General features: G+C 55.4%; 17 protein-coding genes. 11 read left to right on the top strand and 6 right to left on the bottom strand.

Going from position 1 to position 16,245, the window contains the following annotated elements; translation table 11 throughout:
* Nucleotides 1-86: 86 nt before the first annotated feature.
* A complete protein-coding gene (locus PGS10_RS23955) occupies nt 87-296 on the top strand; it encodes a CsbD family protein (RefSeq protein WP_015704042.1) in 210 nt (69 codons plus the stop codon).
* Nucleotides 297-376: 80 nt separating this feature from the next.
* On the opposite strand, the gene zur is transcribed toward PGS10_RS23955, so the two are convergent.
* Entirely contained in the window at nt 377-892 is a 516-nt protein-coding gene (gene zur / locus PGS10_RS23950; RefSeq protein WP_045379090.1) for a zinc uptake transcriptional repressor Zur, read from the bottom strand.
* A 114-nt stretch (nt 893-1,006) separates the two neighbouring features.
* Between zur and PGS10_RS23945 the strand changes: the two genes are divergently transcribed.
* The 3 genes from PGS10_RS23945 (at nt 1,007) to pspG (ending at nt 2,980) form a co-directional block, all read left to right on the top strand.
* Entirely contained in the window at nt 1,007-1,495 is a 489-nt protein-coding gene (locus PGS10_RS23945) for a cupin domain-containing protein (protein ID WP_015368759.1), read from the top strand.
* 102 nt (nt 1,496-1,597) lie between these two features.
* Nucleotides 1,598-2,596: a tRNA dihydrouridine(20/20a) synthase DusA gene (gene dusA / locus PGS10_RS23940; RefSeq protein ID WP_316423589.1), complete on the top strand. Its 999-nt coding sequence runs from the start codon at nt 1,598-1,600 to the stop codon at nt 2,594-2,596.
* A gap of 141 nt (nt 2,597-2,737) precedes the next feature.
* The gene (pspG, locus tag PGS10_RS23935) at nt 2,738-2,980 is read left to right on the top strand and encodes an envelope stress response protein PspG (protein WP_045396775.1); all 243 of its coding nucleotides are present in this window, start codon (nt 2,738-2,740) and stop codon (nt 2,978-2,980) included.
* A gap of 193 nt (nt 2,981-3,173) precedes the next feature.
* Here pspG and PGS10_RS23930 read toward each other — a convergent pair whose 3' ends face one another.
* Nucleotides 3,174-4,157: a quinone oxidoreductase gene (locus tag PGS10_RS23930; RefSeq protein WP_316423588.1), complete on the bottom strand. Its 984-nt coding sequence runs from the start codon at nt 4,155-4,157 to the stop codon at nt 3,174-3,176.
* 52 nt (nt 4,158-4,209) lie between these two features.
* Here PGS10_RS23930 and dnaB point away from each other — a divergent pair, with 52 nt between their 5' ends.
* The 6 genes from dnaB (at nt 4,210) to PGS10_RS23900 (ending at nt 9,991) form a co-directional block, all read left to right on the top strand.
* Entirely contained in the window at nt 4,210-5,625 is a 1,416-nt protein-coding gene (gene dnaB / locus PGS10_RS23925; protein WP_015368755.1) for a replicative DNA helicase, read from the top strand.
* Between the two features lie 31 nt (nt 5,626-5,656).
* Nucleotides 5,657-6,736: an alanine racemase gene (gene alr, locus PGS10_RS23920; protein ID WP_047067000.1), complete on the top strand. Its 1,080-nt coding sequence runs from the start codon at nt 5,657-5,659 to the stop codon at nt 6,734-6,736.
* A gap of 184 nt (nt 6,737-6,920) precedes the next feature.
* The gene (gene tyrB, locus PGS10_RS23915; protein ID WP_047050620.1) at nt 6,921-8,114 is read left to right on the top strand and encodes an aromatic amino acid transaminase; all 1,194 of its coding nucleotides are present in this window, start codon (nt 6,921-6,923) and stop codon (nt 8,112-8,114) included.
* Between the two features lie 248 nt (nt 8,115-8,362).
* Entirely contained in the window at nt 8,363-9,076 is a 714-nt protein-coding gene (aphA, locus tag PGS10_RS23910) for an acid phosphatase AphA (protein ID WP_047045864.1), read from the top strand.
* 141 nt (nt 9,077-9,217) lie between these two features.
* On the top strand, nt 9,218-9,634 hold the full coding sequence (locus PGS10_RS23905) for a secondary thiamine-phosphate synthase enzyme YjbQ (protein ID WP_063415047.1): 417 nt from the start codon (nt 9,218-9,220) through the stop codon (nt 9,632-9,634).
* A 3-nt stretch (nt 9,635-9,637) separates the two neighbouring features.
* Nucleotides 9,638-9,991: an MmcQ/YjbR family DNA-binding protein gene (locus tag PGS10_RS23900; RefSeq protein ID WP_020079872.1), complete on the top strand. Its 354-nt coding sequence runs from the start codon at nt 9,638-9,640 to the stop codon at nt 9,989-9,991.
* A 1-nt stretch (nt 9,992) separates the two neighbouring features.
* On the opposite strand, the gene PGS10_RS23895 is transcribed toward PGS10_RS23900, so the two are convergent.
* The 3 genes from PGS10_RS23895 to uvrA all read right to left on the bottom strand — a co-directional run bounded on the left by PGS10_RS23895 (nt 9,993) and on the right by uvrA (nt 13,675).
* On the bottom strand, nt 9,993-10,310 hold the full coding sequence (locus PGS10_RS23895; protein WP_045396749.1) for a hypothetical protein: 318 nt from the start codon (nt 10,308-10,310) through the stop codon (nt 9,993-9,995).
* Nucleotides 10,310-10,717, bottom strand: coding sequence for a hypothetical protein (locus PGS10_RS23890; RefSeq protein ID WP_047078468.1), 408 nt, complete (start codon nt 10,715-10,717; stop codon nt 10,310-10,312). Before PGS10_RS23890 ends, PGS10_RS23895 begins: the two co-directional genes overlap by 1 nt.
* Before the next feature lie 132 nt (nt 10,718-10,849).
* Nucleotides 10,850-13,675, bottom strand: coding sequence for an excinuclease ABC subunit UvrA (uvrA, locus tag PGS10_RS23885; protein WP_045396741.1), 2,826 nt, complete (start codon nt 13,673-13,675; stop codon nt 10,850-10,852).
* Between the two features lie 254 nt (nt 13,676-13,929).
* On the opposite strand from uvrA, the gene ssb1 reads away from it, so the two are divergent.
* A complete protein-coding gene (ssb1, locus tag PGS10_RS23880; protein WP_015368746.1) occupies nt 13,930-14,454 on the top strand; it encodes a single-stranded DNA-binding protein SSB1 in 525 nt (174 codons plus the stop codon).
* A 79-nt stretch (nt 14,455-14,533) separates the two neighbouring features.
* On the opposite strand, the gene PGS10_RS23875 is transcribed toward ssb1, so the two are convergent.
* Nucleotides 14,534-16,114, bottom strand: a complete 1,581-nt coding sequence (locus PGS10_RS23875) for a transglycosylase SLT domain-containing protein (RefSeq protein ID WP_410477093.1) — start codon at nt 16,112-16,114, stop codon at nt 14,534-14,536.
* Nucleotides 16,115-16,245 lie beyond the last annotated feature (131 nt).

Here is a 16,245-nt window from a genome sequence, read left to right as displayed (position 1 = left end):
AATCGGTGTCAGCATTGTCATCTATAGTTATTACCATGTCCGGAACAAAACGGGCTGTTAACCCACCGAATCATGAGGACGTAATGATGAATAAAGACGAAATCAGCGGTAACTGGAAACAGTTGAAAGGTAAAGCCAAGGAACAGTGGGGTAAACTGACCGATGACGATATGACGGTCATTGAAGGGAAGCGCGATCAGCTAGTCGGTAAAATTCAGGAGCGTTACGGCTACGCGAAAGATCAGGCCGAAAAAGAGGTGTCTGACTGGGAGCGTAAGAACGATACGCGCTGGTAGCGAATGCGGTTTTGACCCCCTGTTTATGCCTGTCTAACGGCATAGTGATATGCCGTAGCTTCCCGCTGATGTCGCCCGACTCAGCGGGCTTTCTTTTTAATCTGGATGGTATGATCGTGATGACAGTGTTCGCGGGCGCTGCACGCTTCGACTTCCACGCAGGCCGCGCACAGGCCGTGCGCTTCAATCACATTATGCCGTAGAGCGAAGCCCATTCTGGCCGCCAGCGTATGCATAATATCTTCTACGCCTTCCGCACACTCTTCTTTGACCACGCCGCAGCGATCGCAGATAAACATCGCCGAACTGTGGGTCGGCTGATCGAAAAGGTGGCACAGTACATAGCTGTTGGTCGATTCCACTTTGTGCACAAAACCTTGCTCCAGCAGAAACTCCAGCGCGCGATAGACCGTGGGCGGCTTCGCCTGCGGCTCTTTTTCTCGCAGCAGATCCAGCAGATCGTAGGCGCTAATCGCCCCTTGCTGCAGGCTCATCAGACGCAACACTTCCAGACGCTGCGGGGTCAGGCGTACGCCACGTTGCACGCAAAGCTTTTCAGCCTGCGCTAACATTTCTTGCGAAGTGGTGTTATCCATGAGCATCCTCTGGTTGCGTGATGTTGAAACTGTTACTTTATCACGAACCAGGTAAAACGCCGAGATCCTGCAAGCTTTGCTATACCTGATGTATCTCATTTTCGGGAGAAAACGATGAAACGACCTGATTGCATTCGACATTGGCGCGAACTGGAAGGTGCGGATGATTCCACCTACCCCGATAGTCACGAGCTGTTTTCTATTGGCGCGCCTCTTGCCCGCGGCCTGCGGCTAAATCGGCTGGGCATCCATCATGAACGCTTGCCGCCGGGACGCAGAACCTCTTATCCACATGCGGAAAGCGATGAAGAAGAGTTCATCTACGTGCTGGAAGGCTTTCCGGAAGTCTGGATCAATGGCTACCTATGGAAGCTAGAGCCGGGCGATAGCGTCGGCTTTCCGGCGGGGACTGGCGTGTGTCATACCTTCCTGAATAATACCGAGCAGGAGGTGCGGCTGCTGGTCGTTGGCGAGGCGAATAAAAAACACAACCGCATCTACTATCCGTTGAACCCAGGCTATGCCGCGACTCGCCAGGACCGCTGGGTGGATCACCCTCCGCAGTTCTTTGGCCCGCACGACGGCAAACCGCGGAAAATATAGGCCGCATTTTGACCATGGCGCGTGGCGTTCGACGTTATGCGCCGTGGTTGGTGTTTGTGCTATAGTAGCGCCCCTTTTTACCCGGATGCTTATTTATTCGCCATGATGCCAGAATCCACGTCTACCGCTTTTGCCGCCCACCGTTTTTCTATCGCGCCCATGCTCGATTGGACCGACAGACATTGCCGCTACTTCCTGCGTCTGCTGTCGCGCCATACTCTGCTGTACACCGAAATGGTCACCACCGGCGCGATAATTCACGGTAAAGGCGACTACCTGGCCTATAGCGAAGAAGAACATCCGGTAGCGCTGCAGTTGGGCGGTAGCGAGCCTGCGGCGTTGGCGTACTGCGCGAAGCTCGCCGAGGCGCGCGGCTACGACGAGATTAACCTCAACGTCGGCTGCCCCTCTGACCGCGTGCAGAACGGGATGTTTGGCGCTTGTCTGATGGGTAACGCCGCGCTGGTGGCGGACTGCATCAAAGCGATGCGCGACGTGGTGTCGATCCCGGTAACGGTAAAAACCCGTATTGGCATTGACGATCGGGATAGCTATGAATTCCTGTGTGATTTCATTGAGACCGTCTCCGGCAAAGGGGAGTGTGAAATGTTCATCATTCACGCTCGTAAAGCCTGGCTTTCCGGCCTGAGTCCGAAAGAGAACCGCGAAATTCCGCCGTTGGATTATCCGCGAGTCTGGCAACTGAAACGTGATTTTCCGCATCTGACGATGGCGATTAATGGCGGAATTAAATCTCTGGCAGAGGCTAAACAGCAGCTTGAGCATATGGACGGCGTGATGGTGGGGCGTGAAGCCTATCAAAACCCGGGTATTCTGGCTTCTGTGGATCGCGAGATTTTCGGCGTCGACGGCGCGGATGCCGATCCGGTGGCGGTGGTGCGCGCAATGTACCCCTATATCGAGCGCGAGCTCAGCAACGGTACCTATCTTGGCCATATCACCCGCCATATGCTGGGATTGTTCCAGGGGATCCCCGGCGCGCGTCAGTGGCGTCGCTATCTGAGTGAAAATGCCCACAAAGCGGGCGCCGATATCAACGTGCTGGAACACGCGCTGAAGCTGGTTGCCGATAAGCGTTAAACTTTTCGCTAAAAACTGGTCTATTTCGCCACGCCCTACAGCACTGCTGCGGGGCGTTTTGTTTTAATTCAATGAGTTATACCTGGCATGATTCTTGAAATAGCCAATCAGCTATCTGGTTATTTATTTCGGGAGAAGACCATGCTGGAACTCTTATTTGTTATTGGCTTTTTTGTCATGTTGCTGGTCACCGGCATCTCGCTGCTTGGCATTATTGCCGCGCTGGTCGTCGCCACCGCGCTGATGTTCTTCGGCGGCCTGTTCGCATTAATGTTTAAGCTGCTACCCTGGTTGCTGCTGGCGGTGGCCGTCGTATGGGTTATTCGGGCGATAAAATCGCCGACCACAACCCGCTATCGCCGCGAAGATCGCTGGCGCTACTAAGCCATCATTTTGGGGATTGAGCGGTGTGTCACAACCTGAGTAATTTTGCATAAAACAGCGTAGGCATTGCGTATTAAATCTGTCACTATTAGCGCGATAACGAATTCATCGTGCTGTACCCTACATACAGCCGAACAAAAAAAGTCAGGGCCTCCGTCAGGAGGCCCTAAACTTTTCTGGCGATCTCATCCGGTTACGGTAACAGCAGGCTCGAGCCTTCGGTCACCCGGCTTTCCAGGATCTCATGCGCGCGTCTGGCGTCACGCAGGGCGTATTTCTGATTATCCGCCACATCGACTTTGATCACGCCGCTGGCGATCAGCGAAAATAGCTCGTTGCTGGCTTCCGTCAGCTCTTCCCGGTTGGTGATGTAGCCTTGCAGAGAAGGGCGGGTCACATACAGTGAGCCTTTCTGATTGAGGATACCCAAATTCACGCCGGTTACCGGGCCAGATGAATTGCCGAAGCTGACCATCAGCCCACGTCGCTGAAGACAATCGAGCGAGGCCTCCCAGGTATCTTTACCCACGGAATCGTAAACCACGGCGACTTTTTTGCCGGCGGTTAGCGCCTTGACGCGCTCGGCAATATTCTCTTCGCGATAGTTAATGGTTTCCCAGGCGCCGGCCTGCCGGGCGCGCTGCGCTTTTTGCTCGCTGCCGACGGTACCGATAAGTTTCGCCCCCAGCGCTTTCGCCCACTGGCAGGCAATCAGCCCCACGCCGCCCGCCGCCGCGTGGAACAAGAAGGTTTCATTGGCTTGTATTTCATAGGTTTTGCGCAGCAGATACCAGACGGTCAGCCCTTTAAGAAACGAGGCGGCTGCCTGCTCAAAGGAAATCGCATCCGGCAAAATTGCCGCTTTGTCGGCATGCACGTTATGCACCGAACTATAAGCGCCAAGCGCGGATTGGGCGTATACCACGCGGTCGCCAACGTTGATATGTTTAACGCCGCTGCCGATTTTACTCACGATACCGGCGGCTTCAGTGCCCAAACCGCTCGGCAGCGAGGGCGGTGGATACAGGCCGCTGCGGATGTAGGTGTCGATATAGTTGATACCGATAGCTTTGTTTTCTACCTGGATTTCGTGTTCGGCAGGATCGTTGGGGGTAAACTCAACCGCATGCAGAACCTCGGGGCCTCCATGCGCGGGAAATTCAATTCGTGTTGCCATGTGAACTCCTTTATAATTTTGTGTCTCTCATTTACAGGTAACTCCATTCACTATGGCAGGAAATAAACCCTTCAACAAACCACAGACAGAACCTCGCGAACGCGATCCGCAGCTCGCAGGGTTGAAAGTCCCGCCGCACTCGATTGAAGCGGAACAGTCGGTGTTGGGCGGTTTAATGCTGGATAACGAGCGCTGGGACGACGTCGCCGAAAGGGTGGTGTCGGAAGATTTCTATACCCGTCCGCATCGTCATATCTTTACCGAGATGGCGCGCCTGCAAGAGTCAGGCAGCCCGATTGATCTGATCACCCTCGCCGAATCGCTGGAGCGTCAGGGGCAACTGGATAGCGTCGGCGGCTTCGCCTACCTGGCCGAACTCTCCAAAAATACGCCAAGCGCGGCGAACATCAGCGCGTATGCCGACATCGTGCGCGAACGCGCGGTAGTGCGTGAAATGATTTCGGTGGCCAACGAGATCGCCGAAGCCGGTTTCGACCCCCAGGGGCGCACCAGCGAGGACCTGCTGGATCTGGCGGAATCCCGGGTATTTAAAATTGCCGAAAGCCGGGCCAATAAAGACGAAGGGCCGAAGAACATCGCCGATGTGCTCGATGCCACCGTCGCCCGTATTGAACAGCTGTTCCAACAGCCGCATGATGGCGTCACCGGGGTGAATACCGGCTATGACGACCTCAACAAAAAGACCGCCGGGCTACAGCCTTCGGATCTGATTATCGTCGCCGCGCGTCCATCGATGGGTAAGACGACATTTGCGATGAACCTCGTGGAAAACGCGGCGATGCTGCAGGATAAGCCGGTATTGATCTTCAGTCTGGAGATGCCATCCGAGCAGATCATGATGCGTTCTCTGGCCTCGCTATCGCGCGTCGATCAGACCCGTATCCGTACCGGCCAACTGGATGATGAAGACTGGGCGCGGATCTCCGGCACGATGGGTATTTTGCTGGAAAAACGTAACATCTATATTGATGACTCCTCCGGCCTGACGCCGACGGAAGTGCGTTCGCGCGCCCGGCGTATCGCCCGCGAGCACGGCGGTATCGGCCTTATCATGATCGACTACCTGCAGCTGATGCGCGTACCTTCGCTCTCCGACAACCGTACTCTGGAGATCGCCGAAATCTCCCGCTCGCTGAAGGCGCTGGCAAAAGAGTTGCAGGTGCCGGTGGTGGCGCTGTCGCAGTTGAACCGCTCTCTGGAACAGCGCGCCGATAAACGTCCAGTCAACTCCGACCTGCGTGAATCCGGCTCTATTGAACAGGATGCCGACTTAATCATGTTCATCTACCGTGATGAGGTTTATCACGAGAACAGTGATTTAAAAGGTATTGCTGAAATTATCATTGGTAAACAACGTAACGGCCCGATCGGTACGGTACGACTGACCTTTAACGGCCAGTGGTCGCGTTTCGATAATTATGCCGGTCCTCAGTATGACGATGAGTAAACCTCCGTCTGTCTTTTTTTAAGGAATTCAAATGCAAGCGGCAACTGTAGTTATTAACCGCCGCGCTCTGCGACACAACCTGCAACGCCTGCGTGAACTGGCTCCTGCCAGCAAACTGGTTGCGGTGGTGAAAGCGAACGCCTACGGACACGGCCTCCTTGAGACCGCGCGAACGCTGACCGACGCCGATGCCTTCGGCGTCGCCCGCCTGGAAGAGGCGCTGCGCCTGCGTGAAGGGGGCATTACCCAACCGATATTGCTGCTGGAAGGCTTCTTTGAAGCGGCGGATCTGGCGCTGATTTCCGCGCAGCAACTGCATACCGTGGTACATAGCCCGGAACAGCTGGCGGCGCTCGAACAGGCGGAACTGACCGAACCGGTTACCGTCTGGATGAAGCTGGATACCGGTATGCATCGCCTTGGTGTACTGCCGGAACAGGCAGAAGCATTCTATCAGCGGCTAAGCCGGTGCAAAAATGTTCGCCAGCCGGTGAATATCGTCAGCCATTTCGCCCGTGCCGATGAGCCGGAATGCGGCGCGACCGAGCGTCAGCTGGATATTTTCACCACCTTTACCGAAGGGAAACCGGGGCTGCGTTCTATTGCCGCCTCTGGCGGGATCCTGCTGTGGCCGCAGTCGCATTTCGACTGGGCGCGGCCGGGCATCATTCTCTACGGCGTTTCGCCGCTGGAAAATCACTCTACCGGAGAGGATTTTGGTTGCCTGCCGGTGATGTCGCTGACCTCCAGCCTGATTGCGGTGCGCGAACATAAAGCCGGGGAGCCGGTGGGCTATGGCGGCACCTGGATTAGTGAGCGCGATACTCGCCTCGGCGTAGTGGCGATGGGCTACGGCGACGGTTATCCGCGCGCCGCGCCCTCCGGCACGCCGGTGCTGGTCAACGGCCGCGAAGCGCCGATTGTCGGTCGCGTGGCGATGGATATGATTTGCGTCGACCTCGGTCCTGAAGCGCAGGATAAAACCGGCGATCCGGTTGTGTTATGGGGAGAAGGGCTCCCCGTTGAGCGCATCGCGGAAATAACGAAAGTGAGTGCTTACGAACTTATTACCCGACTGACTTCCAGGCTGGCTATCCGCTACCTCGACTAACGACTGTCAGTGGCATATTTCCCCGATTACGCTACGCTTATCGGGGTAATGAGCAGGGGCGGCGCGCGGCGTCGCCCAGGTTTGCAGCGATCTTTGTCGATAACTTACCAACATCCCCTCGACCTGCCCCAACTTCCGGTTTATTGTGTAAATACCTGCTTTCGTAAACCTGGAGATACATCTCGTGTTTCAAAAAGTTGACGCCTACGCCGGCGACCCCATTCTTTCCTTGATGGAGCGTTTCAAAGACGATCCGCGTAGTGACAAAGTGAACCTCAGCATTGGTCTTTACTACAACGAAGACGGCATTATTCCGCAACTACAGGCGGTGGCGGAAGCCGAAGCGCGCCTCAATGCCCAGCCGCATGGCGCTTCGCTGTATTTACCGATGGAAGGGCTCAATAGCTACCGCCACGCCATTGCGCCGCTGTTATTTGGCGCTGACCATCCGGTGCTGAAACAAAACCGCGTAGCGTCAATTCAAACCCTGGGTGGCTCCGGCGCGCTGAAGGTTGGCGCCGATTTCCTCAAGCGCTACTTCCCGCAGTCACGCGTATGGGTTAGCGACCCGACCTGGGAAAACCACATCGCCATATTTGAAGGGGCTGGATTCGAAGTAAGTACTTACCCCTGGTTCGATGATGAGACCAACGGCGTGCGTTTTGAAGCCTTCCTCGCCAAACTACAGACGCTCCCTGAGCGCGATATCGTGCTGCTGCATCCGTGTTGCCACAACCCGACAGGCGCCGACCTGAGTAACGCACAGTGGGATGAAGTCGTTAAGGTGTTGAAAGCACGCAATTTAATTCCTTTCCTCGATATCGCCTATCAGGGCTTTGGCGCCGGTATGGAAGACGATGCCTACGCTATTCGTGCGATTGCCAGCGCCGGCCTGCCGATGCTGGTCAGCAACTCATTTTCCAAAATCTTCTCACTGTACGGCGAACGCGTCGGTGGGTTGTCGATTGTCTGCGATGATGCGGAAACCGCAGGCCGCGTGCTGGGTCAGTTGAAAGCGACGGTGCGCCGCAACTACTCAAGCCCGCCGAATTTTGGCGCGCAGGTGGTCGCGGCGGTGCTGAACGACGCGGCGCTGAAAGCCTCATGGCTGGCGGAAGTGGAAGCGATGCGTACCCGCATTCTGGCGATGCGTCAGACGCTGGTTGATGCGCTGAAAGAGGCCGTTCCCGGCAAGAACTTTGACTACCTGCTGAAGCAGCGCGGCATGTTTAGCTACACCGGATTGAGCGCGGCACAGGTGGATCGTCTACGCGAAGAGTTTGGCGTTTACCTGATTGCCAGCGGCCGGATGTGCGTAGCAGGACTTAACTCGCGTAACGTCCAGCGCGTCGCTCAGGCGTTTGCCGCTGTAATGTAAGTGCTTACTTACTAATTTACCCTCGTCAGCGTTAAGGCGAGGGTAATATTACCCCCGAAGTGTGATCATGCTCTTTTTATATGATATCTGACCAGAAAATCCTTTCTATCTGTGTGGTCAGGCGTTAAGGTCTTGCTACATTAATGAGCTCACTCATTATTAAAAATAATAACGAATCGATTATTTAGACCCAAAATAACTCAGGTTGCCGCTAAGCGGCCTGGCGCATGAGGGGCATAGGGATAAATATGCGTAAGTTAACTTTGGCCATTAGCGCCACCTGTCTGTTGTTCGCTCTGAATAGCTCCGTTGTCGCTCGCGCTTCTACTCCGCAGCCCATTTGGGAGGGGACGAATGTTGCGATACTTGCCGAACAGGCGCCGATCCATTGGGTATCGGTAGCGCAAATCGAAAATAGCCTGCTGGGCCGCGCGCCGATGGCGGTGGGTTTCGATATCGATGACACCGTGTTGTTTTCCAGCCCCGGTTTCTGGCGCGGGCAAAAAACCTATTCTCCCGGCAGCGAAGCCTATCTAAAGAACCCGGAGTTTTGGGAAAAGATGAATAACGGCTGGGACGAGTTCAGCATGCCGAAAGAAGTGGGCCGCCAGCTGATTGCGATGCATATAAAGCGCGGCGACAGCATCTACTTCGTGACCGGCCGCAGCCAGACCAAAACTGAGACCGTCTCCAAAACCCTGCAGGATGATTTCCTGATCCCCGGCGCCAATATGAACCCGGTGATTTTTGCCGGCGATAAGCCAGGCCAGAACACGAAAACTCAGTGGTTACGGGAGAAGAATATCAAAGTCTTCTACGGTGACTCGGACAACGACATCTCGGCGGCTCGCGATGCCGATGCGCGCGGAATTCGCGTGCTGCGCGCGGCAAACTCCTCCTACAAACCGCTGCCGATGGCCGGATCGCAAGGGGAAGAGGTGATTGTGAATTCAGAATATTAAGGCGCGCGAAACTCGACTCATCTGAACATGAGAAGGCAGCCGCAGGCTGTCTTTTTTTTATACGAATTTCAGCGTTTGAGGTTTTACCTTTTCGCTTCTTGCTGCAAACTTAGAAGGATTCACACATTACAGGAGTCGTTTATGTGGCATCAGCAAACCCTGACATTAGGGCCGAAATCTCGTGGTTTCCATCTGGTGACTAACGAAATTATTGGCCAAGTCCGCGAACTGTCGCATATCAAGGTGGGCCTGCTGCATCTGTTACTCCAGCATACTTCCGCTTCCCTGACGTTGAATGAGAACTGCGATCCCACGGTACGTTTTGATATGGAACAGCATTTTCTCAACGCCGTACCAGACAACGCGCCGTATGAACACGATTATGAAGGTCCTGATGATATGCCCTCGCACATTAAATCCTCGCTGCTGGGCGTTTCACTGATGCTGCCGGTGCAGAACGGCAACGTCATGTTGGGGACCTGGCAGGGGATCTGGCTGGGGGAGCATCGCATTCACGGCGGCTCGCGGCATATCGTCGCCACGCTCACGGGAGAATAAAAAATGACTATATCGGATCTACTGCAGTACTGCATGGCGAAGCCGGGCGCGGAACAAAGCGTTCATAGCGACTGGAAAGCAACGCAAATCAAGGTCGCGGACGTGCTATTCGCCATGGTAAAAGAAGTGGAGGATAAGCGGCCGGCCGTTGCGTTAAAGACCAGCCCGGAGCTTGCCGAGCTGCTGCGGGAACAACATCGCGATGTACGCCCCAGCAGGCACCTGAATAAAGCTCACTGGAGCACGGTCTTCCTTGATGGCTCCTTGCCAGACTCGCAGATTTACTACCTGGTGGATGCCTCCTACCAGCAGGCGGTCGACCTGCTGTCGGAGGATAAGCGGCGGCAGTTAGCCTAGCTTATAACCCCCCTGCCAGCGCCAGCAACGTGATATCGAACAGACGTAATAATGTCGACTGCAGCTGCGCCTGGCGTGCGATACTCTGGTTGTTAGCGCGAATGCGGGCAATATCGCGCTGACCTTCCAGCAGTAGCCGTAGATCGTCTTCGGTCAGCCAGCCCTGGGCTTTTTGCTGCAATGCCTGCAGTAAAAAGAGTCCGCTATCGCGTACTTCACGGTACTCATCGCCAAGTACTTTATTCAGTAATGGCATCCATTCGGCGCTATCAATCGCGCAAGCGGACAACAGCGCGCGAATCTCCATGGTTGTCGGCATTATTCCCTCCCTGTTCGCTGACATTCGCCAGCGATAGCCTGTTGATAAAGATAAAGGGTCTGCCGCGATAAATATTGCGCTTCGGCAGGAGTAAAGGGCGCGCCCAGCATCTGGCGATGGGCGTAAACGCGCAGATAGTTACCTTCAAGTATCCTGAAATTTTCCTGGCGCAACGCATCGCTGTGATCCATCGCCTGCGCGAACTGCTGGCGAATCTGTTCATCTTCTGCGTTCAGTTGTTGATCGTCCTCCGTCGCTGCGGTGGCGATGAACTGCAAATGCAACTGCTTGAGTGTGAGCAATTGCTGATAGGCCGTATCGCTGTAGCGGCCAACCCATGAGCAGGCGCTTACCGCACATAGCGCGGCGGCGATAACAAATAACGGAATGAGGCGTGGTACTCGCATAGTTTTCCCGACATCGGTTGGCGATAGCGACTATCAGACGCCAGAGTGTGCGCACCGGGCAAATCACGAAGTATCAGCGTAAAAAAATGAGATGAAATCAGGCCTCTTCCGCGAAGGAAGAGGCCTGAGAGGTTACTTCAGCAGGGGCTTCAGGAAGCGCGCCGTGTGTGAGGCTTCACATTCGGCAACGGTTTCCGGCGTGCCGGAAACGAGAATCTCCCCGCCGCCGCTACCGCCTTCCGGGCCGAGGTCGACAATCCAGTCAGCGGTTTTAATCACGTCGAGGTTGTGCTCAATGACCACGATGGTATTACCCTGATCGCGTAGCTGATGCAGCACGTCCAGCAGCTGCTGAATATCGGCGAAATGCAGACCGGTGGTCGGTTCATCAAGGATATACAGCGTCTGGCCGGTACCGCGCTTGGAAAGTTCGCGCGCCAGCTTCACGCGCTGGGCTTCACCGCCGGAGAGCGTGGTTGCCGACTGGCCGAGACGAATATAGGTCAGGCCGACATCCATCAGGGTTTGCAGCTTACGCGCCAGCGCCGGAACGGCATCAAAGAACTCACGCGCTTCTTCGATGGTCATATCCAGCACTTCGTGGATGGTTTTGCCCTTGTACTTAATCTCCAGCGTTTCGCGGTTATAGCGTTTGCCTTTGCACTGGTCGCACGGTACGTAGATGTCCGGCAGGAAGTGCATCTCAACCTTGATCACCCCGTCGCCCTGACAGGCTTCGCAGCGGCCGCCGCGCACGTTAAAGCTGAAGCGGCCCGGCGTATAGCCGCGTGAGCGTGATTCCGGTACCCCGGCGAACAGTTCGCGTACCGGCGTGAACACGCCGGTGTAGGTTGCCGGGTTTGAGCGCGGCGTGCGGCCAATCGGGCTCTGGTCGATATCAATGACTTTATCGAAGTGTTCCAGCCCCTGGACATCGCGGTACGGCGCCGGTTCGGCAATCGTCGCGCCGTTCAACTGACGCTGGGCGATGGGAAACAGGGTATCGTTAATCAGCGTTGATTTGCCGGAACCGGAAACGCCGGTAATGCAGGTAAACAGGCCGACGGGCAGCGTCAGCGTCACATCCTTGAGGTTGTTGCCGCGCGCGCCGGTCAGTTTCAGCACTTTTTCCGGATCGGCGGCGACACGCTGTTTCGGCACTTCGATTTTGCGTTTGCCGCTCATGTACTGCCCGGTCAGGGATTCTGGTACCGCCATAATGGCGTCCAGCGGCCCTTCGGCCACCACCTGGCCGCCGTGAACGCCAGCGCCGGGGCCGATGTCGATCACGTGGTCGGCGGCGCGAATGGCGTCTTCGTCATGTTCAACGACAATGACCGTGTTACCCAGGTTACGCAGGTGGATGAGCGTACCGAGCAGGCGTTCGTTATCACGCTGGTGCAGGCCGATAGAGGGCTCATCCAGCACGTACATCACGCCAACCAGCCCCGCGCCAATCTGGCTCGCCAGACGAATACGCTGCGCTTCACCGCCGGAGAGGGTCTCCGCCGAACGAGAGAGCGTTAGATAGTTCAGGCCGACGTTGACGAGGAACTTCAGACGATCGCCAATCTCTTTCAGCACTTTCTCGGCGATTTGCGCCCGCTGTCCGGACAGCTTCAGGTTGTTGAAGAAGTCCATCGCATGACCGATGCTCATGTCGGAAATGGTCGGTAGCGGCGTGTTTTCCACAAACACGTGGCGCGCTTCGCGACGCAGACGCGTGCCTTCACAGCTGGCGCACGGACGGTTGCTGATGAATTTCGCCAGCTCTTCGCGCACCGCGCTGGATTCCGTCTCTTTGTAACGGCGCTCCATGTTGTGCAGCACGCCTTCGAACGGATGGCGGCGTACTGACGTGTCGCCGCGGTCGTTCATATATTTGAATTCAATATTCTCTTTACCTGAACCGTACAGCACGACTTTATGCACATTAGCGCTGAGGGTGCCCCATGGCGCTTCGACATCAAACTTATAGTGATCCGCCAGCGACTTGAGCATCTGGAAGTAGTAGAAGTTGCGGCGATCCCAGCCGCGGATGGCGCCGCCAGCCAGCGATAGCTCCGGATTCTGAATTACCCGATCGGGATCGAAATACTGTTGAACGCCAAGGCCGTCGCAGGTTGGGCAAGCGCCTGCCGGGTTGTTAAAGGAGAACAGGCGCGGCTCCAGCTCGCGCATGCTATAGCCGCAAATCGGGCAGGCGAAGTTTGCCGAGAACAGCAGTTCTTCCGCCTTACTGTCATCCATATTGGAAACAATGGCGGTGCCGCCTGAGAGCTCCAGCGCGGTTTCGAAAGACTCCGCCAGACGCTGCGCCAGATCGTCGCGTACTTTAAAGCGGTCGATAACCACTTCGATCGTGTGTTTCTTTTGCAGCTCTAATTTCGGCGGATCCGAAAGATCGCAGACTTCGCCATCGATCCGCGCGCGGATATAGCCCTGACTGGCAAGGTTTTCCAGCGTTTTGGTGTGCTCGCCCTTACGCTCTTTAATGATGGGCGCCAGCAGCATCAGGCGCTGACCTTCCGGCTGAGATAGCACGTTATCGACCATCTGGCTGACGGTCTGTGCGGCCAGCGGTACGTCGTGATCCGGACAGCGCGGTTCGCCGACGCGGGCGTACAGTAGGCGCAGATAGTCGTGGATTTCAGTAATCGTACCTACCGTCGAACGCGGGTTGTGGGAGGTCGATTTCTGCTCGATAGAAATCGCCGGCGACAGCCCTTCGATATGATCGACGTCTGGTTTCTCCATCAGCGACAGGAACTGTCGCGCATAGGCGGAGAGCGATTCGACGTAGCGACGCTGGCCTTCGGCGTACAGGGTGTCGAAAGCGAGTGAGGATTTGCCAGACCCAGAAAGCCCGGTGACGACAATGAGTTTGTCGCGCGGGATGACGAGGTTGATGTTTTTGAGATTATGGGTGCGGGCGCCCCGAACTTCGATCTTATCCATTCACCTTTCCCGGTAGGTAGATACACGGATTGCCTGGTTTGTTTGAAGGACAAACGGCAGAAACGGCTAATTATGACACAACTTAACCTGTCTGGATATACAGTATTGGAATGGCGCTGCAGTAAGAGGGTGAAAAATTGCATAGCGGCGGGATGTTTTCTGGAATTGGCTTCGCAGCTATCAAATTGCCCCTTTGTGATGTTAGAATTCCCGGTTTACACTTATACAAAACGTATTATTCAGGAGATTCGATCATGGCCAGCAGAGGCGTAAACAAGGTGATTCTCGTCGGTAATCTGGGGCAGGACCCGGAAGTACGCTACATGCCAAGTGGCGGCGCTGTCGCCAACTTCACGCTGGCAACTTCCGAATCCTGGCGCGATAAGCAAACCGGCGAAATGAAAGAGCAGACTGAATGGCACCGCGTTGTGCTGTTCGGCAAACTGGCGGAAGTCGCTGGCGAATACCTGCGTAAAGGTTCTCAGGTTTATATCGAAGGTCAGCTGCGTACCCGCAAATGGACCGATCAGTCCGGTCAGGACAAGTACACCACTGAAATCGTGGTAAACGTCGGCGGCACCATGCAGATGCTGGGCGGCCGTCAGGGCGGCGGCGCACCGGCAGGCGGCGGCCAGCAGCAGGGCGGTTGGGGTCAGCCTCAGCAGCCGCAGGGCGGCAACCAGTTCAGCGGCGGCGCGCAGTCTCGTCCGCAGCAGCAGGCTCCGGCAGCGCCATCTAACGAACCGCCGATGGACTTCGACGACGATATCCCGTTCTAAGGTTTTCCTTATTACGTGCTGCCTGTGCGGTAAGCCAACAAAAAGCCCCGATTGTTCGGGGCTTTTTCATTTCAGGCTCTCAGGCCGCCGGCGTCGGAATTTGAGGCGTTGTGGGCGTAGCCGCGTCGGGCTGCGGCTTGCCCGTTCCTGGCTCGGGTAGCGGCGCGGCAGTCGCTTTTTGTTTACGGGCGATATCATCCATTATCAGCCGATAGGCAATATAGTATTTATAGATATTGCTGACGTAGGTTACCGTCTCAGCGCCGATTTTTTCCGCGGCGAGATTCTCAACGTTGCCAAACCAGATGTTCGGATCAAAACCGCGTTTTTGGGTTTCCGTACGTAGACGCGCGATGCGCGCCGGGCCCGCATTGTAGGACGCGAACGAAAATAGCGCTTTATTCAGCGGCGTCATTGGCTGATCGCCATAGTAATGATCAATCATCCAGCGCATATACTTCACGCCGGCATGAATGTTGGGATCGATTTTCTTAATATCGCCAACTTTCAGCTCCTTGCCGGTGGCGGGCATGACCTGCATTACGCCGATTGCGCCGACGTGGCTACGTACCGATTGATTGAGCCGCGACTCCTGATATCCCTGGGCTGCCATCAGCAGCCAGTCGACATCATAGCGTTCGCCATATTTTCTAAAGATGTCTACCATCTGCAAAAATTTAGCTCGTTCTCTGTTGGCTGCGGCATTTTTAACGTAGGTCGCGCTTTTCAGGTAGCGCAGCAGAATCGTGTTTCCCAGGGTGCTGCCTTGACGATTATTCTTCACGAAGGTATTCAGCACCGCGAGAAGCTGTGGGTTATCTTTGCGGACCGCCCAGGCGATGCTACCGCCATCTCGTAACACAATGTCTTCATGCACCTGAATTTTGGGAAACACCTGTTTCCAGAAAATCGCTTTATGGCGATCCACCACGATCAGAGGAATCAGGCCGGCGTTAAGCATTTCGAGAAGATCCTCATCTTCGAGCGCCTCTGGCGCTTCCTGCAGAATGACCGGCGGCAGCGACGCTTTGGCAAAGCGGGCGTTAAGCGCCTGCAAACTTTCGTAATAGCTGGAGGAGCGTCGAACAAACACGGTTTTACCGGAAAGCTGCTCCAGGCTTTTCACGTTGGGCGATGATGGCCCAGAAACTAATAGCTCTTTGACATCGCTATAGAGCGGGGTGGTAAAGGCGACCTGCTCCTGACGCGATGAAGTAATGGTGAGATTGGCGGCGGCGATATCCCCCTTACCTTCATTCAACGCCTTGAACAGGTTATCCCGCGTCACCGGGATGAAAACGATCCGCACTTTGAGGTGTTTCTGCTTCAGCTTCTTCTCTTTTGCCAGTCTGCTATTGAGATCTTTTTCTAAAGCGATGAAAAGATCGTGGGTGGCGCCGCGCTGGGTACCCTTATCGATAAAAAAGAAGGTCTTGCTGTAGGTCGTTAATACCCGGATCGCCCGCCGGTTGATCATATCGGGAAGATCGCCTTTTTGCGGCTGCATGATGTGATCCATATTGATGGCCAGCTCCGCTTTGTCCTTTTGGGCCGGCGGCGATTTATCCGTCGAAGCCGCTGAAGCGGAGAAGGCAAACATGATGGCCAGAAGGCAGCCGGAAACCATCGCCAGGTGACGTTGAAAACCGAAGATGTTCATGATGCGGCACTCTGCAGGGAGATGGTTATATTTTAGTCAATGCAAACGCGCCCCTGTGCCTTTTTCTACTTACCTCTCCCGGGTTCAGCGCGACGTAGGTGGTATTGTCCTGATTGCGAGAATACAAAAGA

Source organism: Klebsiella sp. 141153, from assembly GCF_032601995.1.
Classification (GTDB): Bacteria; Pseudomonadota; Gammaproteobacteria; order Enterobacterales; family Enterobacteriaceae; genus Klebsiella; species Klebsiella aerogenes.
The sequence above is the reverse complement of the archived record's forward strand: the minus strand, read 5'-3'. Positions and strand labels throughout refer to the sequence as shown.